Annotated in this window: 27 protein-coding genes; 10 read left to right on the top strand and 17 right to left on the bottom strand. The window is 67.4% G+C overall.

Annotation, left to right across the window (positions count from 1 at the left end):
• Positions 1-21: 21 nt before the first annotated feature.
• From AC5IG3_RS12880 to AC5IG3_RS12845, 8 genes are all read right to left on the bottom strand, one after another.
• Complete coding sequence (locus AC5IG3_RS12880) at positions 22-555, bottom strand: F0F1 ATP synthase subunit delta (RefSeq protein ID WP_491906682.1); 534 nt, start codon at positions 553-555, stop codon at positions 22-24.
• A 2-nt stretch (positions 556-557) separates the two neighbouring features.
• Entirely contained in the window at positions 558-1,028 is a 471-nt protein-coding gene (locus tag AC5IG3_RS12875; RefSeq protein ID WP_491906681.1) for a F0F1 ATP synthase subunit B, read from the bottom strand.
• A 49-nt stretch (positions 1,029-1,077) separates the two neighbouring features.
• Positions 1,078-1,326: a F0F1 ATP synthase subunit C gene (gene atpE, locus AC5IG3_RS12870; RefSeq protein ID WP_012348532.1), complete on the bottom strand. Its 249-nt coding sequence runs from the start codon at positions 1,324-1,326 to the stop codon at positions 1,078-1,080.
• Positions 1,327-1,386: 60 nt separating this feature from the next.
• Complete coding sequence (gene atpB, locus AC5IG3_RS12865) at positions 1,387-2,283, bottom strand: F0F1 ATP synthase subunit A (protein WP_491906680.1); 897 nt, start codon at positions 2,281-2,283, stop codon at positions 1,387-1,389.
• 36 nt (positions 2,284-2,319) lie between these two features.
• Positions 2,320-2,772: an ATP synthase subunit I gene (locus tag AC5IG3_RS12860; protein WP_491906790.1), complete on the bottom strand. Its 453-nt coding sequence runs from the start codon at positions 2,770-2,772 to the stop codon at positions 2,320-2,322.
• A gap of 176 nt (positions 2,773-2,948) precedes the next feature.
• Positions 2,949-3,848: an SMP-30/gluconolactonase/LRE family protein gene (locus AC5IG3_RS12855; protein ID WP_491906679.1), complete on the bottom strand. Its 900-nt coding sequence runs from the start codon at positions 3,846-3,848 to the stop codon at positions 2,949-2,951.
• Positions 3,849-3,969: 121 nt separating this feature from the next.
• The gene (locus tag AC5IG3_RS12850) at positions 3,970-4,473 is read right to left on the bottom strand and encodes a GNAT family N-acetyltransferase (protein ID WP_491906678.1); all 504 of its coding nucleotides are present in this window, start codon (positions 4,471-4,473) and stop codon (positions 3,970-3,972) included.
• A gap of 48 nt (positions 4,474-4,521) precedes the next feature.
• On the bottom strand, positions 4,522-5,217 hold the full coding sequence (locus AC5IG3_RS12845; RefSeq protein WP_491906677.1) for a cytochrome b/b6 domain-containing protein: 696 nt from the start codon (positions 5,215-5,217) through the stop codon (positions 4,522-4,524).
• Between the two features lie 133 nt (positions 5,218-5,350).
• On the opposite strand from AC5IG3_RS12845, the gene AC5IG3_RS12840 reads away from it, so the two are divergent.
• Positions 5,351-5,803, top strand: coding sequence for a c-type cytochrome (locus tag AC5IG3_RS12840; protein ID WP_491906676.1), 453 nt, complete (start codon positions 5,351-5,353; stop codon positions 5,801-5,803).
• A 24-nt stretch (positions 5,804-5,827) separates the two neighbouring features.
• Here the strand turns inward: AC5IG3_RS12840 and AC5IG3_RS12835 are convergent, their stop codons facing one another.
• From AC5IG3_RS12835 to AC5IG3_RS12820, 4 genes are read right to left on the bottom strand one after another with little or no spacing between them, the layout of a single operon-like run.
• On the bottom strand, positions 5,828-6,487 hold the full coding sequence (locus tag AC5IG3_RS12835; RefSeq protein WP_491906675.1) for a VOC family protein: 660 nt from the start codon (positions 6,485-6,487) through the stop codon (positions 5,828-5,830).
• A complete protein-coding gene (locus AC5IG3_RS12830; protein WP_491906674.1) occupies positions 6,484-7,344 on the bottom strand; it encodes a PhzF family phenazine biosynthesis protein in 861 nt (286 codons plus the stop codon). The genes AC5IG3_RS12835 and AC5IG3_RS12830 overlap by 4 nt, the downstream gene beginning before the upstream one ends.
• 23 nt (positions 7,345-7,367) lie before the next feature.
• A complete protein-coding gene (locus AC5IG3_RS12825) occupies positions 7,368-8,585 on the bottom strand; it encodes an aminotransferase-like domain-containing protein (protein WP_491906673.1) in 1,218 nt (405 codons plus the stop codon).
• Complete coding sequence (locus AC5IG3_RS12820; RefSeq protein ID WP_491906672.1) at positions 8,582-9,574, bottom strand: DMT family transporter; 993 nt, start codon at positions 9,572-9,574, stop codon at positions 8,582-8,584. Before AC5IG3_RS12820 ends, AC5IG3_RS12825 begins: the two co-directional genes overlap by 4 nt.
• Positions 9,575-9,682: 108 nt before the next feature.
• Between AC5IG3_RS12820 and AC5IG3_RS12815 the strand changes: the two genes are divergently transcribed.
• Positions 9,683-11,104 (top strand): aminotransferase-like domain-containing protein, encoded by a 1,422-nt coding sequence (locus tag AC5IG3_RS12815; RefSeq protein WP_491906671.1) that lies wholly within the window; start codon positions 9,683-9,685, stop codon positions 11,102-11,104.
• Between the two features lie 75 nt (positions 11,105-11,179).
• Here AC5IG3_RS12815 and rpoH read toward each other — a convergent pair whose 3' ends face one another.
• On the bottom strand, positions 11,180-12,103 hold the full coding sequence (gene rpoH, locus AC5IG3_RS12810; RefSeq protein WP_491906670.1) for an RNA polymerase sigma factor RpoH: 924 nt from the start codon (positions 12,101-12,103) through the stop codon (positions 11,180-11,182).
• Positions 12,104-12,249: 146 nt separating this feature from the next.
• Here rpoH and AC5IG3_RS12805 point away from each other — a divergent pair, with 146 nt between their 5' ends.
• The 7 genes from AC5IG3_RS12805 (at position 12,250) to AC5IG3_RS12775 (ending at position 19,677) form a co-directional block, all read left to right on the top strand.
• Complete coding sequence (locus AC5IG3_RS12805; RefSeq protein WP_491906669.1) at positions 12,250-13,131, top strand: EI24 domain-containing protein; 882 nt, start codon at positions 12,250-12,252, stop codon at positions 13,129-13,131.
• 7 nt (positions 13,132-13,138) lie between these two features.
• Complete coding sequence (locus tag AC5IG3_RS12800) at positions 13,139-13,945, top strand: competence/damage-inducible protein A (protein ID WP_491906668.1); 807 nt, start codon at positions 13,139-13,141, stop codon at positions 13,943-13,945.
• A gap of 209 nt (positions 13,946-14,154) precedes the next feature.
• Positions 14,155-15,570, top strand: coding sequence for a type I glutamate--ammonia ligase (gene glnA / locus AC5IG3_RS12795; RefSeq protein WP_491906667.1), 1,416 nt, complete (start codon positions 14,155-14,157; stop codon positions 15,568-15,570).
• 94 nt (positions 15,571-15,664) lie between these two features.
• Entirely contained in the window at positions 15,665-16,156 is a 492-nt protein-coding gene (locus AC5IG3_RS12790; protein WP_491906666.1) for a hypothetical protein, read from the top strand.
• Entirely contained in the window at positions 16,153-17,244 is a 1,092-nt protein-coding gene (glnL, locus tag AC5IG3_RS12785; RefSeq protein ID WP_491906665.1) for a nitrogen regulation protein NR(II), read from the top strand. The genes AC5IG3_RS12790 and glnL overlap by 4 nt, the downstream gene beginning before the upstream one ends.
• 41 nt (positions 17,245-17,285) lie before the next feature.
• The gene (ntrC, locus tag AC5IG3_RS12780; RefSeq protein WP_491906664.1) at positions 17,286-18,779 is read left to right on the top strand and encodes a nitrogen regulation protein NR(I); all 1,494 of its coding nucleotides are present in this window, start codon (positions 17,286-17,288) and stop codon (positions 18,777-18,779) included.
• Between the two features lie 121 nt (positions 18,780-18,900).
• Entirely contained in the window at positions 18,901-19,677 is a 777-nt protein-coding gene (locus AC5IG3_RS12775) for a Crp/Fnr family transcriptional regulator (RefSeq protein WP_491906663.1), read from the top strand.
• A 24-nt stretch (positions 19,678-19,701) separates the two neighbouring features.
• Here the strand turns inward: AC5IG3_RS12775 and AC5IG3_RS12770 are convergent, their stop codons facing one another.
• From AC5IG3_RS12770 to AC5IG3_RS12755, 4 genes are all read right to left on the bottom strand, one after another.
• Complete coding sequence (locus tag AC5IG3_RS12770; protein WP_491906789.1) at positions 19,702-20,676, bottom strand: sterol desaturase family protein; 975 nt, start codon at positions 20,674-20,676, stop codon at positions 19,702-19,704.
• Positions 20,676-21,530 carry a polysaccharide deacetylase family protein gene (locus AC5IG3_RS12765; protein ID WP_491906662.1) on the bottom strand — a complete coding sequence of 285 codons (855 nt, stop codon included), beginning with the start codon at positions 21,528-21,530 and terminating at the stop codon, positions 20,676-20,678. The genes AC5IG3_RS12770 and AC5IG3_RS12765 overlap by 1 nt, the downstream gene beginning before the upstream one ends.
• A gap of 1 nt (position 21,531) precedes the next feature.
• The gene (locus AC5IG3_RS12760) at positions 21,532-22,611 is read right to left on the bottom strand and encodes a YncE family protein (protein ID WP_491906661.1); all 1,080 of its coding nucleotides are present in this window, start codon (positions 22,609-22,611) and stop codon (positions 21,532-21,534) included.
• A 144-nt stretch (positions 22,612-22,755) separates the two neighbouring features.
• Entirely contained in the window at positions 22,756-23,643 is an 888-nt protein-coding gene (locus AC5IG3_RS12755; RefSeq protein ID WP_491906660.1) for a dienelactone hydrolase family protein, read from the bottom strand.
• Positions 23,644-23,756: 113 nt separating this feature from the next.
• Between AC5IG3_RS12755 and AC5IG3_RS12750 the strand changes: the two genes are divergently transcribed.
• On the top strand, positions 23,757-25,313 hold the full coding sequence (locus AC5IG3_RS12750; RefSeq protein ID WP_491906659.1) for a Ppx/GppA phosphatase family protein: 1,557 nt from the start codon (positions 23,757-23,759) through the stop codon (positions 25,311-25,313).
• Positions 25,314-25,327 lie beyond the last annotated feature (14 nt).

The following is a 25,327-nucleotide window of genomic DNA, read 5'->3' as shown; positions in this document are numbered from 1 at the left end:
TGTTGCCTTTGCTTGAGCGCCTCAAGCGCTCAGCGTCGCCTTCATGTGATCGAGGCGGGCCTTGATCGAGGTGTCGAGCACCTCATCGCCCACCACCACGCGAATGCCGCCGATCAGCTCAGGCTCCAGCGTGACGCTCGCCGACAGCTTGCGACCGAAGCGCTGCTCCAGTGCCACCACGACGTCCGCCAACTGAGCCGGCTCGATCGGGTAGGCGCTGTAGATGACGGCATCAGCCACACCAGACGATGCGTTGACCAGAGCATGAAACTGCTCGGCCACCGCCGGCACCACCGACAACCGACCGTTGTCGATCACGACGCGCAGAAAATTCTGCACGCCATCGGACAGGGTCTGGTTGGTCGCCGCCGACACCAGATCGAAAACCTGTTCGGCCGAAGCCTTGGGGTTGTCGGCGAACTGGCGAACGTCGGCGTTCTGGGCCACCTGGGAGACGGCTTCGATCTGCTGAGCCCAGACGGTCACGTCAGATTGACGTGCCACCTGGAAAAGCGCCTCGGCATAAGGGCGCGCAATGGTAGCGAGCTCAGCCATGGTCACAGCTCCGTCTTGAGACGGGTCAGCAGCTCGGCGTGAACGCCGGCGTTGACTTCGCGCTTGAGGATTTGCTCGGCACCCTTGACCGCCAGGACAGCGACCTGCTCACGCAGAGCTTCGCGGGCCTGGATGGCCTGCTGGTCAGCTTCGGCCTTGGCAGCAGCGACGATCTTGACGCCCTCTTCTTCGGCGCGCTTCTTCGCCTCGTCGACGATGGCTTGAGCACGCTTTTCAGCGTCAGCCAGCAACTTGGCGGTTTCATTGCGCGACTCGGCGAGTTGCGCCTCGACGCGCTTGTTCGCGGATGCCAGTTCCGATTTGGCCTTGTCGGCCGCAGTCAGGCCGTCCGCGACCTTCTTGGCGCGTTCGTCCAACGCCTTCGTGATCGGCGGCCACACGAATTTCATCGTGAACCACCAGAGGATCCCGAAGACGACGATCTGCGCCAACAGCGTTGCGTTCAGATTCACGGCTTCGACCTTTCTCGTTTAAGAAATGAAAACGACGAGAAAAAGCCGATTACTTCAGGACGAACGGGTTTGCGAATGCAAACAGCATCGCAATACCGACGCCGATCAGGAAGGCAGCGTCGATCAGACCAGCCAGCAGGAACATTTTGGTCTGCAGTTCATTCATCAACTCAGGCTGGCGCGCCGAAGCTTCCAGATACTTGCCGCCCATCAGAGCGATACCGATACAGGCACCGATAGCGCCCAGACCGATGATGATGCCGCAAGCCAGAGCGACGAGACCGAGAACGTTTTCCATGAGAGCTCCTACTTAGAGGGGGTAGTTAAAGGACAGAAGGGAACAGAGAAACAAAAACAATCAGTGCTTGTCGTGGGCCTGACCCACATACACCAAGGTCAACATCATGAAGATGAAGGCCTGCAGCGTAATGATCAAAATATGGAAGATCGCCCATGCCGTACCGGCAATGATCTGACCCACCCACAACGCGACGCCACCGAAGGAACCAAAACCCACCGCACCCATCAGTGCGATCAGCATGAAGACCAACTCGCCAGCAAACATGTTGCCGAAAAGTCGCATGCCGTGAGAAATGGTCTTGGCCAGGAATTCAATGATCTGCAACGTGAAGTTGATCGGCGCCAAGATGATGGCCGCCGGGCCATGTGCATGGAAAGGAGCCGAGAACAACTCGCCAACCCAACCGCCCAGACCCTTGATCTTGATACTGTAATAAATGCAGGCCAACAGCACGGTCACCGACATACCCAGCGTCACGGACAGATCAGCCGTTGGCACCACACGCATATAGGCATGGTGCGGGTCATGACCCATCGCGCCGTAGATCAACTCCCAAATACGGGGCACCAGATCCAGCGGCAGCAAATCCATCGCGTTCATCAGGAAAATCCAGACGAAAGACGTCAGTGCCAACGGCGCCACGACCTTGCGGGATTCTTCATTGTGAATGATGCCGCGAGCTTGGCTGTCCACCATCTCGACCAGAAACTCGATCGCGGCTTGGAAACGGCCCGGTACACCTGAAGTGACACTGCGCGCAGCAAGCCACAGAATGGTGCAACCCAGCACACCCAGCAGGATGGACCAGAAAAGCGAATCCAGCTTGAGGACCGGATCGGTCAGGGAAAAATCCGCAATGCCCGTCTGAACCCGATTGGTCAGATGGGTCAAATGGTGCGAGATGTATTCCCCGGCAGTCGGCGCGTGCTCTACAACGTGTTCTTCGGCAGCCATCGTTTGTTCTCGAACGGTAGTCCTAAGACCGAGTGATTATTTGCGACCCCGCCAAAGCAGGGCCAGCCAATTCATCTTCATGCACACGACCAGAGCCACCAGCATGGCCAGCCAACTCAGATCGGGTACAACTTTCACAGCCGCAGCCAGCATGGCCACGGTCAAAGCTATCTTCATGAACTCCCAGAACATGAAGTTGAATGCCGCAGCACCCGCATTCACGACTCGGAGCCGATTCATGCCGCGCACCATCAAGGCGCTTGGCAGAACCACGGAGGCCGCACCATACAGCGCAGACCACACAATTTCCTGACGCCCGGTAATAAACCATCCCAGGACGGCCACCACCAGACCACCTGCAGCCTGTGACATCACCACGCGCCAAAGCGACAGCGGAGGATGCCTGGCCCGGAGGGCTTCGACTTCTTCTCGCGTCAGACTCTTGAAAGGCGCTTCGACATCACCAACTTCGCTATCAAGCGACACCATCGATTCATTCGGATCAACCTCACGCATCGACTCGGACACCAACTAGACGTTTACAAGTAGTTTCAGCAAAACCACAAGATTGTACGTGGAAACCCGCCTATTGCCAGCACTTGCGGCAGTGGAAGCTGTTAATCGTCGGCAACGCACCTTGAACGTGCACGGGAAACAACAGCGCCTCAGACCCGTGCATAGTGCGCGGGCAACCCCGGCACATCCACCCGCAGCGCCAGCACACAGCCCGCCAGCGGTTGCGATGCCAGTTCATCAGCCGGGCGATTCTCACGTGCCGTGGTGATGTAGAGGGTGCGCAAATCGGCGCCACCGAAGCACGGCATGGTCGGGCAGCGCACCGGCAAAGGCACTTCCTGCAGCACCTCGCCCTGCGGCGACAGACGCAGCACGCGCTGCCCCTCGAACATCGCGACCCAGTAGCAGCCCTCGGCGTCGACCGCCGCGCCATCAGGCCGGCCGCCGTACTGCGCCAGATTCTGTCCGGTCTGCTTGGATGCGAAGGTGGCAAAGACGCGCCGCGAGGACAAGCCGCCGTCAGCCGGATCAAAGTCGAAGGCGTAGATGGTGTGCGCCTTGGTGTCGGACCAGTACATCACGTGGCCATCGGTGCTCCAGGCCAAGCCGTTGGAGACGGTGATGCCATCGGCCATCTTGTCGAGCGACTCGGGCTGCCAGCGGTAGAGCGCGGCCAGCGCCGGCTCACGCGGCTCATAGATGGTGCCGACCCAGAAGCGGCCCTGTGGATCGCACTTGCCGTCGTTGAAACGTTCGTGCGCCGGGTCGTAGGGCGGCTTGGCCAGCCGGACGCGCTCGCCCTTGACCGTGTCGAAGTGCCACAGGCCATCGCGCATGGCCAGCAGCAGCCCCCCGCCCAACACCGGCGCGCAGCAGGCCGGTTCGCAATCGAAATCCCAGCGCTTGCTGGCACCCGAGACCGGGTCGAGCCGATGCAGCCGGCGCCCGGGAATGTCGCACCAGTAAAGCACCTGTTCCTGCGGATGCCACATCGGCGATTCGCCCAGCAGACAGGCGTCGCTGACGGCGTGGATGTTGTGTTCTTGCATGATGGTGGAGTGGCGAGTGCCCTGGGTTGACCGCGCCGCTGTCTGCTGCACGCTTGTTGGCAGGCGATGCTAGCGCCGTACCTGCACGTAACGCACCGGCCGAGGGAAAACCTGCAGACGATCAATACAGCGAGTGGCTACGGCCAAGATCGACACGCAGGTAATGTGCACCCGGAATCGGGTTGAAGTAGAACGGCGGCACGTCCACGAAACCGAGCGAGGCATACAACTCGCGCGCGGCCTCCATGTCGTTGAGCGTGTCGAGGTACATCGCGTCGTAGCCACCTTCACGTGCATGCTCGATGAGCGCCTGCGCCAGGATCCGCCCCAGACCCAGACGCCGGTAGGTGCGCCGCACGTAGAGGCGCTTCATCTCGCAGGCGTTGGGCTCGTCGGCATCCAGCAGCGGGCGCATCGCGCCGCAGCCGGCCACTTGGCCATCGACCCGCGCCAGCAGCAGCACACCGGAGGGCGACGCGTACTCACCCGGCAGCGCAGCCAACTCGGCCTCGAAGCCCTGAAACTCCAGGCTGATGCCCAGCGACTGGGCGTACTCCCGGAAAATCTCGCGTGCCTCATCAAGCTGGGCGGGGCCGTCGGGGATGAGCAATTCGGCAGACTGCATGGCGGCAAACCGGTGGATCAGATCGCCGCGACTTTACGCGTCTTGACCTCAGGCGCCCTGACGACTCACCCACCACGCCACGCCGCTCATGGCCACCACCACGACCAGCGCCAGCAGCCGATGCACCCAGCCATCGGACGAGGCCGGCGCCAGCACAGGCAGTTGCTTGTCGCCGTGCAGCATCGGGCCGATCAGGTCGATCCGCTTGCGCCAGCGGTAGAACCCGATCGCCAGCACATGCAGCCCGACCAACCCGAACAAGGCCCACTGGCCCCAGGTCTTGTGCCAGGCCGTCGCCAGACTGGAGACCGCCCCGCTGACCCAGCTCACCAGCGGCCCGGTGCTGGCGATCTCGTCATCGGCCACCAGGCCCGTGCCCACCTGCACCAGCAGGATCAGCAGCAGCGCCAGCACCGACAGGCCACCCGTCGGGCTGTGGCCCACGTCAAGATGCTCGTGCCGCTGATGTACACCGCGCACATAGCGCCAGACGGTGGCCGGCGCATGGACAAAGCTGGCGAAGCGCGACCAGCGCCCACCGATCACGCCCCACAGCAGCCGGAAGCCCAGCAACACCAGCGCCAGCAGACCCAGGCGGAAGTGCCAGACCATGGCGTTGCCGCCCAGCTTGGCCGACACCACCGAGCCCACCACGCTCAACAGCAGCAGCCAGTGAAACAGCCGTGTCGGCAGATCCCAGACGCGCACGACATGCACGGCAGACGAAGTTTCATGAGTTGACATGGGACGCGCTCGCAGTGTGTGTGAATGTTTCCAGAAAATAAGCCGCAGCGTACACTGAGTTTGCCCAGGATCAAGCCCTTCTCGCCTTGGCCCACCTGGGGAAACCTCATATCACCGCAAGGAGTTGCTGCCCATGAAACGTTCCATTCTTGCCCTGTCGGCCACCCTCGGCCTGATGATGGCGCTGCCGGCTTCGGCCCAGTTCCAGAAGCCTGAAGACGCGATCAAGTACCGCAAGGCCGCCTTCACGGTGCTGGGCAGCCACTTCGGCCGCATCGGCGCGGTGGTGCAGGGCCGCGTGCCCTTCGATGCCAAGGCCGTGGCCGACAACGCCCAGGTCGTGGCCACGCTGTCCGCCCTGCCCTTCACCGCCTTCGGCGATGGCACCGACAAGGGCGACACCCGCGCCAAGGCCGACATCTGGCAGGAGATGGACAAGTTCAAGGCCGGTGGCAGCAAGATGCAGGAAGAACTCGCCAAGCTCAACGCGGCAGCCAAGGGCGGCAACCTCGACCAGATCAAGGCCACCTTCGGCGATGCGGCCAAGACCTGCAAGGCCTGCCACGACAACTACCGCAAGGAATAAGGCAGGACCAGGCGCTCAGCCGGCTCAGGCTGAGCGCAGCGTCACCTCGCCGCGCGGGGTCAAGAGCCGGGCCTCGATCGCCGCGCCCGGCTCATCGAGCCGCTGCAGCGGACGCAGGCGCAACACGGTCGCGGCCTTGAGGCTCAGGCCGCGCACCGTCAACGCCAGCAACTGCACGCCGCTGGCGGGCAGGCGGTCGGCGGGCAACTCGCCAGGCCACTGCACCAGTACCGGCACCGCGCCACCCGCCAGACGCTGGCCGTCATCGCGCACCACCGCCTGCCACATCCACTCGCCCGCAGCACCCAGCTGGCGGGCCTTGAGAATGGGGCCAGGCATCAGCATGCTGTTCATCAGGCCCCAGCGGTGCATGTCGATCTGCGGCGAGCGGGCCGCGTAGCCCACCAGCCGAGGCCCCTGCTGCACAGCCGCCTGCAGCGCCGGGCTGTCCATCTCGAACCAGCGCGACCGCGCGGGCACAGGTGCCCCGGGGTCGATCGCGATGATCTCCAGATGGCTGCGCGGATACGCCTCGGAGCCGATCGCCAGCCAGGCGTTGTGCGTGCCCATCAGCGCATGGGCGCCGCCGTCCACCGGCGTGGCGCCCAGCGTGTCCTGCGCCCAGGCGCGCCCTTGCGCCAGGCTCGCGGCCATGACGACGAGATGATCGAATTGCGTGTTCACACGGACACTGTACCGGTGATGCAGGCCTGCACATCGCCGCCGATCCAGATCGTGTCGCCGTCCTGCTCCACATAGACCCGCCCATCGCGCCCCAGCGCCCGGCCCTGCCCGGCGACATAGCGCGCCGGTGCCAGCCCGGTGCCGATCAGCCATTGCGCCACGCCGGCATTCAGGCTGCCGGTGACCGGGTCTTCCGGCACGCCCATGCTGGGCACGAAGGCGCGCAACTCGAAGTCCAGTTCGCCACCGGTCGGATAAGCGCCGACCGCCCCCAGATCGAGGCCCTGCATCGCCGCGTAATCCGGCTGCAGCGCGTGTACTGCAGCGGCGTCGTACAGCAGCGCGGCGATCCACGGCGGGCCGTTGTCGACCCAGTGGATGGCCTGCACCTCATCCGCGCTCAAGCCCAGTGCGGCCAGCACCCGGGCATGCAGCGCCGCATCGACTGGCCCGCTGCGGCGCAACGGTGGCGCGGCAAAGGCCAGGCGGGACGGCAAATCAGGCTGACGGCGCACGCGCACCAGGCCGACGCCGCACTCTTGCACCACCTCGTCAGGCTGGCGTGACTGGCCGCCTGCGCTCAGCCAGGCATGGCACGAACCCAGCGTCGGGTGACCTGCAAACGGCAACTCGCAGCCGGGCGTGAAGATGCGCACGCGGTAGTCGGCAGCCGGATGCTCGGGCGGCAGCAGGAAGGTGGTTTCGCTCAGGTTGGTCCAGCGGGCGAAGGCCTGCATGTCGGCAGCGCTCAGGCCCTGCGCGTCGTGCACCACCGCGAGCGGGTTGCCCTTGAGCGGGACGGCGCTGAAGACATCGAGCTGGCTGAAGCGGCGGGACATTTTTTCGGATGTGGGCATGGTTTTTCCTGGTGGGACGAGTCTCAAGGGCCGTGCGAGATCAGGTTGTCGAGGTGCTGGCTCAACACCTGACCCAGTGCCGCCACCGCCGTGTGAATGTCTTCCATGCCCAGCGTCACAAATGACAGCCGCAGCGTGCGCGGGTCCGGCTCATGCGCGTAGAACGCCTCGCCTGGCACATACGCCGTGCCGGCCTGCACCGCCTGCGGCAGCAGCGCCAGCGCGTTGCAGCCCGGCGGCAGGCGCAGCCAGAAGAACATGCCGCCGCTGGGTGCCGTCCATTCGCAGCCGGGCGGCAGATGGGCTTGCAGCGCGGCCTGCATGGCGTCGCGCTGGGCGCGGTAGCGCTCGCGGATGGCGGGCACGTGGGTGTCGAGGAAGCCGTGGCGGATCACCTCATGCACCACCCGCTGGTTGAAACCCGGCGTGTGCAGATCGGCCGCCTGCTTGGCCTGCACCAGCCGCGTGTACAGCGCGGGCGGCGCGACCAGATAGCCCAGCCGCAGGCCGGGCGCCAGCACCTTGGAGAACGAGCCGAGGTAGATCACGCCCTCCGGCCACAGGCTGGCCAGCGCGGGCGGCGGTGGGGCGTCGTACCAAAGCTCGCCATAGGGGTTGTCCTCGACCAGCGGCACACCGGCCTGGCGCGCCGCCGCCGCCAGCGCCTGGCGGCGTTCGAGCGGCATCAGCCGGCCGCTCGGATTCTGGAAATTGGGCAACACGTACATGAAGCGCGGCTTGGGCTGGCGCTCGCACAGCGCCAGCAAGGCCTCGGGCCTCGGCCCGTCCGCGTCGCCGTTCACGCTGCGCACCTGCGGCTCGAACGGCGCGAAGGCCTGCAGTGCGCCCAAGTAGGTGGGCGACTCGACGGCGATCGGCGCGCCCGCGTCGATCAGCACCTTGGCGATCAGGTCCAGGCCCTGCTGCGAGCCGGTGGTGATCAGCACCTGCTCCGGGCTGACGCGCATGCCTTCGCGCTGCAGGTGCTCGGCCACCCAGGCGCGCAGCGGCGCATGGCCTTCGCTGGTGGCGTATTGCAGCGCCTCGCGGCCGGCGTCGGCCAGCACGCGGTCGCAGGCAGCGCGCATTTCGGCCACCGGAAAACTGTCGGGCGACGGCAGGCCGCCGGCCATCGACAGCATGCCGGGCTGCTCGGCGATCTTGAGGAATTCACGGATCGCCGACGACGTCATGCGCGAGGTGCGCTGCGCCAGCGTCCAGGGGGATGCGGTCGAGGTCATGCGGTTTTCTCCAGAAAAATCGGCGACGTCGGGGCGATTGGAACGGCGGGCGGCGGCGTGGCCATGCGCTTGCCCACCAGCACGGTGGCGATCACGGCCAGTGCAAACAGCACCGTCACGCCCTGCAGGCGCTCACCCAGCAGCGGCACGGCCGCCAGCATCGACACGAAGGGCTGGATCAGCTGCACCTGGCTCACGCGCATCGTGCCACCCAAGGCCAGGCCGCGATACCAGGCGAAGAAGCCCAGCCACATCGACACCAGCGCCAGGTAGGCAAACGCGCCCCACGCGGCCGGCGTCACGCGCGGCAGCACGTCCCAATGCGCGCCCAGCGACGAGGCCATGGCCGGCAGCGACACCGGCAGGCACAGCACCAGCATCCAGCAGATCACCTGCTCCGGCGCCATGCCCTGCGACGCCAGCCGGGCGCCGGACACGTAGCCGAACGACGCACTCAGCACCGCCGCCATCAACAGGCCATCGGCCCAGCTCAGGTGCCCGCCGCCCTGCAGCGCAGCGTACGACAGCACCAGCGCGCAGCCCAACACCGCGCAGACCCAGAAGCCCATCGACGGCCGTTGTCGCATCCGCAGCGCAGCGATCACCGCGGTGCTGAGCGGCAGCAGGCCGGTGATGACGGCGGCGTGGGTGGCATCGACCTCGCGCACCGCCCAGCCCAGAAAGAAAGGAAAACCGAACACCACGCCCGCGCCACCCAACGCCAGTTCCAGCCACTGGCCGCGGCCGGGCCGGGGCGCGCGCGCCCACCACAGATACAGCGCCGACAGCAGCCCGGCCACCGCCGCTCGCCCCGCCACCACCAGATCGGGCGGCAGTTGCGGCGCAGCGCTCGCGCCCACCGCGAGCCGGGTCAGCGGCGTCGTCAGGCCGAACATCAGCACGCCCGCCACACCCAGCCACAGGCCGAGCCGGCGGCGGTGGGCGTCCTGGGGGACTGGGACGGGGACATTCCATGCAGTGGTTTTCATGCGACTCAGTCTAAGCCGCAAAACCATACAGTCACAGTACAGTTGAGGCCTGTTGTTCAGTCACTGTATTGCTCGATGTCACCACACACTTCTGAAGCGTTGCTGCCGATGATCGGCACCAGCAGCCGCGCCGAGCCGCTGTCGCACCAGCTGGCGCAGCGCTACGCCCAGCAGATTGCGCAGCGGTTGATGGCGGCCGGGGCGCGCCTGCCGTCGGTACGGGAATGCGCGCGCCGGCATCAGGTCAGCCCCAGCACCGTGGTCGCCGCCTACGACCAGTTGCAGGCGCAAGGCCTGATCGAGGCACGGCGCCAGCGCGGCTTCTTCGTGCGCGATCAGGCCAGCCGCAGCACCGCGGCCAGCAGTGGATCACGCAGCGGCCCCGCCAGCGCGCTGCCGCAGCCGGTGGACGCCAGCGCGCTGATCCGCGGCATGTTCTCCACCGCCACCGGGCGCGCCGGGCCGGGCAGCGGCATCCTGCCGGCGAGTTGGCTGGACGGCGAATTGCTGCAGCGCGCCTTGCGCAAGGTCTGCGCCAGCAGCGCCGGCCGCGAAGCCGCGCTGCGCTACGGCGAGCCGGCCGGCGACATCGGCCTGCGCGGGGCGCTGTCGCGGCGGCTGGCCGACCTGGGCATCAGCGCCGACGCCAGCCAGATCGTCACCACCGCCGGCGCCACCCATGCACTGGACGTGGTGGCGCGCACGCTGCTGCGCCCGGGCGACGCGGTGCTGATCGACGAGCCGGGCTGGGCGGTCGAGTTCGCGCGCCTGAGCGGCCTGGGCATGCGCCTGCTGCCGGTGCCGCGCGGCCCGGCGGGGCCCGATCTGGACGTGATGGCGCGCCTGGCCGCCGAGCACCGCCCCAAGCTCTACGTGACGGTGTCGGTGCTGCACAACCCCACCGGCTGCAGCCTGCCGCTGGCCGCCGCGCACCAGGTTCTGCGGCTGGCCGAGGCGCACGACTTCCACATCGTCGAGGACGACACCTACGCCTGGTTCGCGCCCAACCACACGCCCCGGCTGGCGGCGCTGGACGGGCTGCAGCGCACGGTCTACATCAGCGGTTTTTCCAAGATCCTGGCGCCCAACTGGCGCGTGGGCCACCTGGCAGCGCCGGCGGCGCTGGTGGAGCGCTTCATCGACACCAAGATGATCAGCACCCTGACCACGCCCGCGCTGACCGAGCAGGCCGTGGCCTGGTGCCTGGACCAGGGCCTGCTGCGCCGCCACGCCGAGCGCGTCATCGCCCAGCTGGACGCCGCCCGCCAGCGCACTTGCCGGCTGGCCGAGCAGGCCGGCTGCACGCTGGCCACGCCCGCGCACGGCCTGTTCGGCTGGTTCGACACCGGCGTGGACAGCGACGCGCTGGCCCAGCAACTGGCCGCCGAAGACTGGCTGATGGCCCCCGGCTCACTCTTCCACGCCCAGCGCCAGCCCGGCACGCTGATGCGCATCAACTTCGCCACCTCGCAAGAGGCGGGTTTCTGGCGGGCGTTCGGGCGCGTGCGCAGCGCCTTGCTGACGCGCTGAACGGGAACAACATCGCAGCAGAAACAACAAAGGCTCCACGCAGGAGCCTTTGGGGAGGACGGGCACGGGACGCGTTCAGGCGTGCTCGACCAGCGCCTTCTTCATCTTCTTCATCGCCGCGACCTCGATCTGGCGGATGCGCTCGGCGCTGACGCCGTATTCGGCCGCCAGGTCGTGCAGCGTCAGGCCGCCGGTGCCGTCGTCGTTGACCTGCAACCAGCGCTGCTCGACGATGCGGCGGCTGCGGGCGTCCAGCACGTCCAGCGCACGCAGCAGGCCGGGGCCGGCGAGTTCGTCGCGGTGGCGGGCTTCCAGCGCCCGGGTCGGCTCGTCGCGGTCGTCGGCCAGGTAGGCGATCGGGGCGTAGCTCTCGTCGTCATCGCTGGAGCCCGGCTCCAGGGCGACGTCGCCGCCGGAGAAGCGCGCCTCCATCTCGATGACTTCTTCGCGCTTGACGTTGAGCGCGCTGGCGACCTTGGCGATTTCGGCCTCGGTGAGCGTGGTGCGGTGCGTGGCGGTGTCGGCCTCGGCGCCCTTGAACGCACGCTTCATCGAGCGCAGGTTGAAGAACAGCTTGCGCTGCGCCTTGGTCGTGGCCAGCTTGACCATGCGCCAGTTCTTGAGGATGTATTCGTGGATCTCGGCCTTGATCCAGTGCATGGCGTAGCTGACCAGCCGCACGCCCTGCTCGGGGTCGAAGCGCTTGACGGCCTTCATCAGGCCGACGTTGCCTTCCTGGATCAGGTCGCCCTGCGGCAGGCCGTAACCCAGGTACTGACGCGCCACCGACACCACCAGCCGCAGATGCGACATCACCAGACGCCCGGCGGCGTCCACGTCCTGCGACTCGCGCAGGCGGCGCGCAAAGCTCAATTCTTCTTCGTGCGTGAGCAGCGGCAGGCGGTTGACCGCGCTGATGTAGGCATCAAGGTTGCCGAGCGAAGGCACCAACGCCCAAGGATCTCGGACGGCAACAGCAGTGGAAGCAGTCAGGTTCATGGTGGTTGTAGACAAGTCTGGCCTCATAAAGTTTCTTGATTTTAGCACTCGCCCCCCTAGAGTGCTAAAGCACCCTGCGAAGCCCTTGAAGGGCTTCAACGGCTGCCGCAAGCCTAGCGGTGACAGGCGCGGCTATGCTTTGCGGCATGTCACAAATTCTTGACGCCTGGTGGCGCGCAGCCGCCTATTGCATGCACCCGCGGGTGATTCTTCTGTCGCTGCTGCCGGTCGTGCTGGCCGGCAGCCTGGCGTTCGGCCTGTCATGGCTTTACTGGGAGCAAGCCGTGGACGGCGTGCGGGTCGCGCTGGACAACTTCACGCTGCTGGCACCCGTGACGGGCTGGCTCAACGACATCAGCAGCGGCGCGTTTCGCAGCGTGATCGGGCCGCTGGTGGTGGTGGCGCTGGCCGTGCCGGTGGTGCTGGTGATCGCGCTGCTGCTGGTGTCGGTGTTCATGACCACGGCCATCGTCAACCTGGTCAGCCAGCGGCGCTTTGCCGACCTGGAGCGGCGGCACGGTGGCAGCGGCTGGGGGTCGGCACTGGTCTCGGGCGGCACCACGCTGCTGGCCATGATCCTGCTGGTGCTGAGCGTGCCGCTGTGGCTGATTCCGCCGCTGGTGCTGGTGCTGCCGCCGCTGATCTGGGGCTGGTTGAGCTACCGCGTGATGAGCTACGACGTGCTGGCCGAGCACGCCAGTCCGGCCGAGCGCGTGGAGTTGATGCGCACGCACCGCTGGCCGCTGCTCGCCATGGGCCTGATGACCGGCTACATGGGCGCCGCACCGTCGCTGGTGTGGGCCACCGGCGCGCTGGCCCTGCCGATGATGCCGCTGCTGCTGCCGATCTTCGTCTGGCTCTACACGCTGGTGTTCGCCTTCGCATCGGCCTGGTTCACGCATTACTGCTTGGCCGCGCTGCACCGCCTGCGCCGCGACAAGGCGGCCGCGAGCGCCGCCGTCCACAGCCCCCTCAGTGCCGCCAGCAGTTTCAGCGCGGCCGACCTGCCCGTCACCCCACCCTTGTGAACCCACCATGAACTTCGGCCTCATCATCATCGGCGACGAAATCCTCTCCGGCAAACGCCAGGACAAGCACCTGCCCAAGGTGATCGAACTGCTGAACGCACGCGGCCTGTCGCTGGCCTGGGCGCAGTACCTGGGCGACGACCCGGCGCGCATCACCGCCGCGCTGCGGGCGGCGCACGCCAGTGGCGACGTGGTGCTGTCGTGCGGCGGCATCGGCGCCACGCCCGACGACCACACCCGCCAATGCGCCGCCGCCGCACTCGACCAGCCACTGGCGCTGCACCCCGAAGCCAAGGCGCTGATTCAGGAACGCATGCGCGAAGTCGCCGCCGACGCCGGCCTGCCCTACGAGCCCGAGCGCGACGACAACGTCCACCGCCTCAACATGGGCGTCTTCCCGGCCGAGGCGCAGATCATTCCCAACCCGTACAACAAGATCCCGGGCTTCACGGTCGGCCGGATGCACTTCGTGCCAGGCTTCCCGGTCATGGCGCACCCGATGGTGGCGTGGGTGCTCGACACCCTCTACCCGCACCTGCACGGCAGCAGCGTACAGACCGAGCGCTCGGTGATCGTGCACGGCGCCATGGAAGCCAGCCTGACGCCGCTGATGGAGGACATCGAAGCGCGTTTTGCCGGCATCAAGGTCTTCAGCCTGCCCAGCGTCGACCACCCGGTGCACGGCCGCCACATCGAACTCGGCGTCAAAGGCCAGGGCGCGATGGTGGACGCGGCCTACGACGCACTGAAAAATGGCCTGGCCGCTTTCGGCGCTTCACTAGGCCCCGAATTGGTGCGAAGCAATGGCGTTTGATTGCACATTTTTGGTGCAATCAACGTCACCATCGTGGTGCACGCCTGGGTCACCCCTTTGGCCACGACCTGCAGCAGGTCGAACGACGCACCGCCTGTGAGCGACAGGCATGCTTTCTGCTAAATTCCCCGGCGCCTCGGCGGATGCCGCCTGAGTGCCACAAACAAGCCCTTTCGTAATCGAACACCCCAGCCCGCTAGGAGCCTCTGATGGCAAAGACCGTCGCAGACGTGATGAAGATGGTGAAGGACAACGAAATCAAATTCGTTGACTTCCGTTTTACCGACACCCGTGGCAAGGAACAGCACGTTTCCGTGCCCGTTTCGCATTTCGATGAAGACAAGTTCGTGTCGGGCCACGCTTTCGACGGTTCCTCGATCGCCGGCTGGAAGGGCATCGAAGCTTCGGACATGCAGCTGATGCCTGACCCGAACACGGCCAACATCGACCCGTTCTTCGAAGAGCCGACGCTGATCCTGACCTGCGACGTCATCGATCCGGCCGACGGCAAGGCCTATGAGCGCGACCCGCGCTCGCTGGCCAAGCGCGCCGAGGCGTACATGAAGTCCACCGGCCTGGGCGACACCGCCTTCTTCGGTCCGGAACCCGAATTCTTTGTCTTCGACAGCGTGCGCTGGGGCGCCGACATGTCGGGCTCCTTCTGCTCGATCGAGTCGGAAGAAGCCGCCTGGAACACCGGCAAGGACTACGAGCACGGCAACAAGGGCTTCCGCCCGACCGTCAAGGGTGGCTACTTCCCGGTGCCCCCGGTCGATTCGGGCCAGGACATGCGCTCGGAGATGTGCCTGATCCTGGAAAGCCTCGGCATTCCGGTCGAAGTGCACCACCACGAAGTCGCCAACGCCGGCCAGATGGAAATCGGCACGCGCTTCAGCACGCTGATCGAGCGCGCTGACTGGGTCCAGCTGCAGAAGTACGTCATCCACAACGTGGCTGGCGCCTACGGCAAGACCGCCACGTTCATGCCCAAGCCGATCGTCGGCGACAACGGCAGCGGCATGCACGTGCACCAGTCGGTCTGGAAGGACGGCAAGAACCTGTTCGCTGGCGACGGCTATGCAGGCCTGTCGGAATTCGCGCTGTACTACATCGGCGGCATCATCAAGCACGCCCGTGCGCTGAACGCGATCACCAACCCCGGCACCAACAGCTACAAGCGCCTGGTCCCGGGCTACGAAGCCCCGGTGAAGCTGGCCTACTCGGCCAAGAACCGCTCGGCCTCGATCCGCATTCCGTACGTCGCGAACCCCAAGGGCCGTCGCGTGGAAGCCCGCTTCCCCGATCCTTTGATGAACCCGTACCTGGGTTTCGCCGCGCTGCTGATGGCCGGCCTCGACGGCGTCGAGAACAAGATCCACCCGGGCGAGCCTGCCACGAAGGATCTGTACCACCTGCCGCCGGAAGAAGACGCGCTGATCCCGACCGTGTGCTCGAGCCTTGAGCAAGCGCTGGAGTATCTGGACAAGGACCGCGCCTTCCTGACCAAGGGTGGCGTGTTCACCGATTCGTACATCGATGCCTACATCGATCTGAAGATGCAGGAAGTGCAGCGCATGCGCATGACCACGCACCCGATCGAATTCGACATGTACTACACGCTGTGATGCCGCAGGGCAGCCCGCTCGCGGGTTGCCGCTGATGTACACCAGCAAAGACGGCCTTCGGGCCGTCTTTTTTTGCTTGGGCGATACTGATTTGATGTTCTGTCCCCCCTTCTTCAGCGCCCCGGCAGCGGCCCTTCTGCTGGCCGGCTCCCTGCTGGCCGCCCTGCCTGCGTCCGCGCAGGACCGCCCGGTCTACCGCTGCCCGGGCAATCTCTACACCGACCAGTACACCGTCAAGGAAGCGGCCGATCGCGGCTGCAAGACGCTCGAAGGCGCGCCTGTCACCGTGATCCAGGCTGCGCCACGGCGCGAGAGCGTACGCCCAGCTGCATCAACCTCAGCGTCCGCCCCGCGCAGCCCGGGCGAGACCCGCATCGACCCGGCCGACCAGCGCGCCCGCGACAGCGATGCGCGCCGCATCCTGGAGGCCGAGTTGCGCAAGGAAGAAGAGCGCCTGGCGCAGCTGACGCGCGAGCCGCAGCCCGGCTCGGCCGAGCGGGCCGCCGAGCAGCGCGCCGCCATCCAGCGCAAAGAGGCCGACATCGCCGCCATCAGGCGCGAACTTGCCAAACTGGGCCCCCCATGAGCACGCGCCACACCCTCACGCCCCAGAAGACCACGCCCTACGACGCCTTCGACCATCTCGCCACCATGGTGGCGGTGCTGCGCCGCGACGGCCGCTGCGTCCACGCCAACGCCGCCTTCGAGGCCGTGCTCGGCCTGCCGCGCCGCGCACTGCAGCGCGGGCTGGTGTTCGACTGGTTTGTCGAGAACCCGGCCCTGGCGACCACCTTTGAGGCGGTGGTCAGCAACGAATACAGCACCGGCCGATTCGAGGCCCTGCTGCGCCGCCCGCCGGGCAGCACGGGCGAGCCGCTGCCGGTGCACGTCATCCTCACGCAGATCGACCATGGCGAGCAGCTGCTGCTGGAGCTGGTCGAGATCGAACAGCAGTCGCGCCAGGACCGCGAGGCCCGCACGCTCGACCAGGTGCGCGTCACCAAGGAGCTGATCCGCAACCTCGCCCACGAGATCAAGAACCCGCTGGGCGGCATCCGGGGCGCGGCGCAGTTGCTGGAGATGGAGCTCGACGACAAGTCGCTGACCGAATACACCCAGGTCATCATCCACGAGGCCGACCGGCTGCAGGTGCTGGTCGACCGGCTGCTGGCGCCGCACCGGCGCCCGCACATCGTCGCCGACGTCAACATCCACGAGGTGCTGGAGCGGGTGCGCTCGCTGGTGCTGGCCGAATTCAGCCGTGGCCTGAGCGTGGTGCGCGACTACGACACCTCGCTGCCCGAGTTCCGCGGCGACCGCGAACAGCTCATCCAGGCCGTGCTCAACATCACCCACAACGCTGCGCAGGCGCTGGCCGAGCGGCGGGCGGCGGGCGATGCCCGCATCGTGCTGCGCACCCGCGCGGCCCGCCAGGTCACGATCGATCGCACCCGCTATCGTTTGGCACTGGAATTGCATATTGAGGACAACGGACCCGGCGTGCCACCCGAAATCCGCGATCGCATCTTCTTTCCGCTGGTCTCCGGCCGCGAAGGGGGATCGGGCCTCGGTCTGACGCTGGCACAGGATTTCATCCAGCAGCACCAGGGCCTGGTCGAATGCGAGAGCGAACCGGGCTGCACGCTGTTCAAGATACTGATCCCGCTGCCCTGAGCTGCAATTCGTGCGGCGCAGGCGGCTCACACAGGCACCGCATGAAACCCATCTGGATCGTTGACGACGACCAATCCATCCGCTTCGTGCTCGAAAAAGCGCTGGCACGCGAAGAGCTGCCGGTACGCAGCTTCACCAACCCGCGCGACGTCCTGACCGCCCTGCACGACGACGTGCCCCAGGTGCTGGTCAGCGACATCCGCATGCCCGGCGGCTCGGGGCTCGACCTGCTGGCCAAGGTCAAGGAGAAATACCCCGGCCTGCCGGTCATCATCATGACCGCGTACTCGGACCTCGACAGCGCGGTGTCGTCCTTCCAGGGCGGCGCGTTCGAGTACCTGCCCAAGCCCTTCGACCTGCCCAAGGCGGTGGAGCTGATCCGCCGTGCGGTGGAAGAAAGCCTGCGCGAGGAAAGCAGCGACGAGCACGTCGCCGAAGTGCCCGAAATGCTCGGCCAGGCGCCGGCGATGCAGGACGTCTTCCGCGCCATCGGCCGCCTGAGCCAGAGCAACGTCACGGTGATGATCACCGGCGAATCGGGCTCGGGCAAGGAGCTGGTGGCGCGCGCGCTGCACAAGCACAGCCCGCGCGCAGGCGGTCCGTTCGTGGCGATCAACACCGCCGCGATCCCCAAGGATCTGCTGGAGAGCGAACTCTTCGGCCATGAGCGCGGCGCCTTCACCGGCGCGCAGACCACCCGGCGCGGCCGCTTCGAGCAAGCTGACGGCGGCACGCTGTTCCTGGACGAGATCGGCGACATGCCCTTCGACCTGCAGACCCGGCTGCTGCGGGTGCTGAGCGACGGCCAGTTCTACCGCGTCGGCGGCCACGCGCCGCAGAAGGCCAATGTGCGGGTCATCGCTGCCACGCACCAGAACCTGGAAGAGCGCGTGCGCGACGGCGTCTTCCGCGAGGACCTGTTCCACCGCCTCAACGTCATCCGCCTGCGCCTGCCGCCGCTGCGCGAGCGCCGCGAAGACATCCTCGGCCTGACGCGGCATTTCCTGCAGCGCAGCGCCAAGGAGCTGGGCGTCGAGTCCAAGCGTGTCTCGGACGCCGCCCTGGCACGAATCACCCAGTTCGACTTTCCCGGCAACGTGCGCCAGCTCGAGAACCTCTGCCACTGGCTGACGGTGATGGCACCGGCCCAGGTGGTCGAGCCCAAGGACCTGCCGCCGGAAATTCTGCAGGAGGTGCGGACAGCACCGGCCACCGCCCCGGTGGGCGGTCTGGTCGAGGCCGCAGCGGCGCCCGCACCCGGCATACCGTCCGCCAGTGCGCCCGTCAGCGCCCCCGCTGGCGAGGCCGTGGCGGGCGGCGCAGGCACCTGGCTCACCGATCTGGAACAGGAAACCCGCCGCCTGCTGGCCAGCGGTCAGCCGGAGGTATGGGAGCAACTCAGCCGGCTGTTCGAGGCCAGCCTGATCCAGACCGCGCTGGCGCTCACCAAGGGCCGGCGCATCGAAGCGGCGCACAAGCTGGGCATCGGCCGCAACACCATCACCCGCAAGATCCAGGAACTGGGGCTGGAGTGAGCGCCATATAGGCTTCATGCCGTCCGGGCAGCGCGACTATTGATTTAACTCAACAGCAATAAGAAGCATTTGGGGGACAGTCCCTCATCCCCTCTCTTCGCCGTGCCCGGACGCACTACTCATGGAGACACTGGACACCCCATCGGCCCCGCTGGCCTTGCCTGTCAGCGCTGGCCCCCGCCCCCGCCGCCGCCTGAGCCCGCCGCCGCCCTCCCCGGCGGACCCGCTGCCCTGGCAGAAAGTGCTGGGATACCCGCTGCTGACGCTGGTCGAACAGACCTTGCTGATGCGCATCTCGAACCGTCACAGCATTGCGGCAGGCGACCCGGTGCTCGACACCCACGGCCCGGCGCAATCGCTGGTGCTGCTGCTGTCGGGCGACGTGGTGCTGGGCTCGCGCGGCAGCGACGGCCATCTGCGCACCGAACTCAGCCTGACCGGCCCGGCGTGGCTGGACATCAGTTCGGCGTGGCTCGGCCTGCCGCATGTGATGGAAGCGCAGGCGCTGTCGGACGTCGTGATCGCCGAGGTGCCCATGGCCGCGCTGCGACCGGAGTTGGCGGCCATGCCGCAACTGGCGCTGCGGCTGTGCGTCACGCTGGCGCAGCGGGTGCAGGAGCTGACGGAGGCCTCACGCAACCTGCTGCACAACGACGCCCCGGCGCGCTTTGCGCAGTGGCTGCTGCAGCGCTGCCCCGCCCAGGGCGAGCGTTGCGAGTTGCACCTGCAGGAGCGCAAGCGCGACATCGCCCAGCAACTGGCCATGACGCCCGAGACGCTCTCGCGCCTGTTCCGCAACTTCGAGACGCGCGGCCTGGTCAGCGCCCGGGGTTACGACCTGACCGTGCATGACCTGGGCGCCTTGCGGACGATGGCCGGCAGTCCGGCGGTGATCTGAGCTGATCCGGCCGCATCGAGGGATTCAAGCCCGGCCGATCAGCCGCAGCAGCCCCAGCCGCTGCTGGGCCCAGAAGCCCTGGCCGTAGCAGCGCCCACCGTAGGCGGGCAGTTGATCGCGGATGCCGGTGGCGACCCTCGGCGTGTCGAAGCGGGCGGTGCCGAACAGCACATCCCAGAACGGAAACAGCACCGCAAAATTGCAGCCGCCCAGCGTATGGGTGTCAGCACCCTCATGCCCCACGCCGATGCCGTGGTGGAAGCGGTGGAAGCGCGGGCTCACCAGCAGCCGCTCGCCCCAGTGGCCGAAGCTGATGCGCACATTGGCGTGCGAGAAGTTCTCGACCAGCTTGGTGAACGCCACCACCGCCACGAACTGGCCCGGCGCCATGCCGATCAGATGACCCAGTTGCACCAGCAGCACATCGCGCAGCAGGTCGTCGAGCAGGTGGTTGCGGCTGTCGGTCCACATCGTCATCTGGCGCTGGCTGTGGTGCACGGCGTGCAGCGCCCACCCCGCGTTGAAATGATGCTCGGCGCGGTGATAGGCGTAGTTGAAGAAATCGAACGCCAGCAGGTAGACCACGAAGCTGGCCAGCGGCGTGTCGGTCCAGCCCGGCAACCACGGCGCGACCCAGGCATCGAGCTGGCTGCCCGAGAAGCCATGCAACGCCAGCGTGCCCCACAGCGCGTCCCAGAGCGGATCGACCGCAAAGAACAGCGCCACGCGGAACAACCCCAGACGGTGGATCAGCGTGTAGATCACGTCGGTGCGGATGGCGGCGCGGTCGGTCACCGGCTCGATCGGGCGCCAGCGCTCCAGCGGGCCGATCACCCCCAGCAGCACCGCCAGTTGCAGCAGGCCCATCAGAAGCCAGCCGGTGGCGTTGTAGGCGTCTTCCAGAATGTTGGCGCCGCCGAGCGCAAACACCAGCGGCTGCACCGCCGCCTCGAACAGGGCCTGCTGGGTCTGGCTGAAGAGCTGGATGAGGGCGTCGATCATTTCTGTGTCTCGCTTGTGGCGCTTGTGGCGCTTGTGGCGCTGCGGCCACGCGCCACGGCATCGCGGTAGGCCGGGTGCTCGGCCAGCGTGCGGAAGCAGAAACCGCGCTGCTGCAGGCCGGCCACCAGCGGCTCCAGCACGGCCGGCGCCCACGGGTCCTGGCGCGACCAGATGCCCAGGTGCGCCAGCAGGATGTCACCGGCGCGGATGTCGCGCAGCGCGCGCTCCAGCAACTGCCGGTTCGGGTAGCGGTCGCTGGGCAATTCGTCGCCCAGAAAGCCCGCCGCACTCCACGGCACATGCTGCCAGCCGCACTGCGCCGCCGCCTTGAGCAGCGCGGGCGAGGTCTTGCCGCCCGGCGCACGGAACAGCGGTGCCATGCGCTGGCCGGTCATCTGCTGCCAGCGGCGGGCGGGGCGCTCGAGCTCGGCGCAGTAGTCCGCCGCGCTCCAGCGCAGCGTGCGGCCGGACTGCGGGCCGGCGCTGGGGCGCATCTCGAAGGCGGTGCCGGCGGCATCGGGCCGGTCAGCGCGCCAGTAGACGTGGTCGAAGGTGTGCGAGCCGACCAGATGGCCTTCCGCCGCCCGCGCGCGCCACCAGGGCGCCCACTGCTCGTCGAGGCTGCTGCCGTCGGTGAGGGTTTTTTCATTGGCGAGAAAGAAGCTCGCCTTGATCCGGTGGCGCTGCAGCACCTCGGCCACCAGGGGCGCCACGCCCATGTGGCCGGTGTCGAAGGTCAGGTAGACCGGCTTGCAGTCCGCTGCCGGGGTGGCAGTGGGAACCACCGCCTGGGCAACCCGGCCAGGCACGGCGGCGCACAGCGCCAGCAGCAGAGCGCGCAGGCGGGCCACGTCAGATGCGCCCCGCGTGCTCCAGCGTCCAGACGCCGTGCGGCGACTTGCCGACGCTGACCTGGCGCACGATCTGGCGCGTCTCGGTGTCGATCACCGTCAGCTTGCCAGCCCAGCGCGAGGCGACGTAGATGTGGCGACGGTCCGCCGACACGTCCATGCAGTCCGGGCCGCTCGGGCCAGGGTATTTGTCCACCACCGTCAGCGTCTGGGTGTCGATGCGGCTGATGGTGTTGGCCACCCGGTTGCTCACCAGCACATGGCGCTGGTCGCCCCAGCCACGGAAAGCATGCGCGCCCGCGCCGGTCTCGATGCGCTTGATCAGCTTGGCCGGCCCCGGCCCGCTGACGTCATAGGCCTCGACGTACTTGTCGCCCGTCAGGCCGACCAGCAGCGTCTTGTCGTCGGCGGTCAGGAACACGTCGGCCGGCATCTTGCCGGTGGGAATGGTCCAGCGTGGCTTCTGGGTGGCCAGGTCGATCGCCATCAGCTGGTCGCTGTCCTGCAGGCTGGTGTAGATGACCGTGCTGCGGCTGTCGATATTGAGGTGGCTGGGTGTCTTGCCGGCGGGCACGCGCGCGGCCAGCTTGAGGTCGAGCGGCGCGCCCGGCGCCTGCACGACGCGGTAGATGTCGACGTGATCGAGCCGGTTGGCCGCCGTCACGAACCACTTCATGTCGGGCGAGAAGCGCAGCTGGTAGGGATCGACAATGCCTTCGATCGTGCGCTGGATCTGGCCCGTGCGTGGATCGACCAGCGTGAGGGTGTCGCCCAGCGCATTGGCCACCAGCAGCGACCGCTCGTCGGGCGAGAGGTACATGTGGTGCGGCTCCTTGCCGGTGGGCAGGCGCCGCAGTTCGGTCCAGGTCGCGGGGTCGATCACGCTGATGGTGGCGTCCAGCGAGTTCAGCACGAACAGCGGCGACGGCCTGTTCGTGGCAACGGTCGCTGCGTCAGCAGCCGCAGGAGAGACAGCAGAACCGGTTTGCTGCGGCAGAAACCGCCATGCGCCCCATGCGACCAGCGCACCCGCACAGACCAGCAAGGTTGCTGACCTGACTCCAACCCGACGCACGCTCATCCCGCTCTCACTCTGTCATTGATCTGTCGTGCGCCGCGCAGCGCCCAACCGACTTTCAGTTTAGCCCGCCCCCCTTGAGGCGGCCTGAACGGATGCTGCGCCGCAGCATCCGAATGACAAATTCACTGAGGGCGGTCCGCCGGATCAAGCCACGCCGTTGGCTTTGAACCACGCCACGCAGCGCTTCCAGCCGTCTTCGGCCGCGTCCTTGCGGAAGCTGGGCCGGTAGTCGGCATGGAAGGCGTGCGGCGCATCCGGGTAGACCACGAACTGCGACGCCTTGGCAGCCGCCGTCCCGGCGGCCAGCGCAGCCTTCATCTTGTCGACCGACTCCAGCGGAATGCCGCCGTCCTTCTCGCCGTACAGGCCCAGCACCGGGGCCTTCAGCTCGCCGGCGAGTTCGGTCGGGTGACGTGGCGTCAGCGCGGTGGCGTTGCCCACCAGGCGGCCGTACCAGGCCACGCCGGCCTTCACGCCAGGGTTGTGCGCGGCATAGAGCCAGGTGATGCGCCCGCCCCAGCAGAAGCCGGTGACGGCCAGCCGCGAGGTGTCGCCGCCCTGCGCCTTGGCCCAGGCCACGGTGGCGTCCAGGTCGGACATGACCTGCGCGTCAGGCACCTTGGAGATGACCTCGGACATCAGCTTGGCCATCTCGCCGTAGCTGCCGGCGTCGCCCTGGCGCACGAACAGCTCGGGCGCGATCGCCATGTAGCCCAGCTGGGCAAAACGCCGCGCCACATCGGCAATGTGCTCGTGCACGCCGAAGATCTCGCTCAGCACCAGCACCACCGGCGCGTTCTTCTTGCCCGCAGGCATGGCGCGGTAGGCCGGCATCTTGAAGCCGTTGACGTCGATGGTGACCTCGCCCGCCTCCAGGCCGGCGCTGTCGGTCTTGACCACGGTCTGCGCCATCACCGGCAGCACGGCAGCGGCAAAACCGCTGCCCACGGCAGCACGCACGAAGTCGCGCCGGTCGAATTCGCGGCCGGGGTTGAGGCTCATGACATCTTCTCGGGCTTGTTGTTCCAGCATGACGGCATTCCTGAAAGTTGAGTGCCGATTCTAGGAAGCTGCTTCACCCCTTGCCGAGCGCGGACAATCCCGCACTGCCCTCCGGCTTCACGATTTGCTACGCCCTCCGCGACATGACTGCATCGACCTCCTCGCTCACCGCCCGCCCCGCCGCCGAGGACGACTCGAAGGCCACCCCGCGCACCTCGTGGCGCGGCATGCTGGCGTCCATCGACATGGGCTCCAACAGCTTCCGGCTGGAGATCGGCCAGCTCACGCGCGGGCGCTACCGCCGCATCGACTACCTGAAGGAAACCGTGCGCCTGGGCGCCGGGCTGGACGCCGACGGCCTGCTCAGCGAGGAAGCCACCCTGCGCGGCCTGGCCTGCCTGGCGCGCTTCCGCCAGCGCCTGGGCGAGCTGCCTGCGCCGCAGATCCGCGCCGTGGCCACCCAGACCCTGCGTGAAGCCACCAACCGCGACGCCTTCCTGGCGCGCGCCTGCGCCAGCCTGGGCTACCCGATCGAGGTCATCTCCGGCCGCGAAGAGGCGCGCCTGATCTACAAGGGCGTGGCGCGCCTGCAGCCCAGCGACGTGCCGCGGCTGGTGATCGACATCGGCGGACGCTCGACCGAGATGATCCTCGGCCAGGGCGCCACGCCGACGCGGGCCGAGTCGTTCCGGGTCGGCAGCGTCAGCCTGTCGATGCAGTACTTCCCCGACGGCCGCTACACCGCTGCCGGCTTCGAGGCCGCGCAGATCGCCGCCGGCGCCGAGCTGGAAGAGGCGCTCACGCTGTTCACGCGCGAGCACTGGGTCGAGGCGCTCGGCTCCTCGGGTACCGCCGGCGCGGTGTCGCAGCTGCTGGCCGCCAGCGGCATCACCGACGGCAGCATCACGCCCGACGGCCTGCGCTGGTGCATGCAGGCCTGCATCGCCGCCGGCTCGATGGACAGGCTCGATCTGCCCGGCCTCAAGCCCGAGCGGCGTGCCGTCATCGGCGGCGGGCTGGCGATCCTGCTGACGCTGGCCACGCACTTCAACATCGAACGCCTGCAGCCCGCGCGCGGCGCGCTGCGCCAGGGCGTGATCTTCGACCTCGACGAACGCCTGGCCGCCGCGCGCCACGCCGGCCACCACGACCTGCGCGACGCCAGCGTGGTCGAGCTGCAGCAGCGCTTCGACGTCGATGTGTCGCAGGCGCAGCGCGTGCACCAGCTCGCGCAGGCCCTGTTCGCCCAGGCCCAGCCCAGCGCGGCGATGGAGTTGCAGCGCGAGCTCGGCTGGGCCGCCGATCTGCACGAGATGGGCCAGATGGTCTCGCACCACGACCACCACCGCCACAGCGCCTACCTGCTGGGCCACGTCGACGCGCCGGGCTTCTCGCAGAGCCAGCAGCGCCGGCTGGCCGATCTGGTGCTGGGCCAGCGCGGCGGGCTGCGCAAGATCGAGGCTGCGCTGGCCGACCCGGAAGTGCGCGCGCAGGTGCTGGCGCTGCGCCTGGCCACACTGATCTGCCACGCGCGCACCGCACCGGCCGAGCGGCCGCAGCTGCGCCTGAACGGCCGCCAGGCCCAGCTGACGCTGCCGGCGGGCTGGGCCGAGCGCCAGCAGCGCACCGTGCACCTGCTGCGCGAAGAAGTGCAGGCCTGGAGCCGCGTGCCGGGGCTGGATCTCGTGCTGCGGAATTGATGATCTGCGTTCAC

Origin of the sequence: Leptothrix sp. (in: b-proteobacteria) (genome assembly GCF_965250675.1) — a bacterium.
Lineage (GTDB): Bacteria > Pseudomonadota > Gammaproteobacteria > Burkholderiales > Burkholderiaceae_C > Sphaerotilus.
Note: the sequence above shows the minus strand (reverse complement) of the source record. Positions and strands in the feature narration are given on the sequence as shown.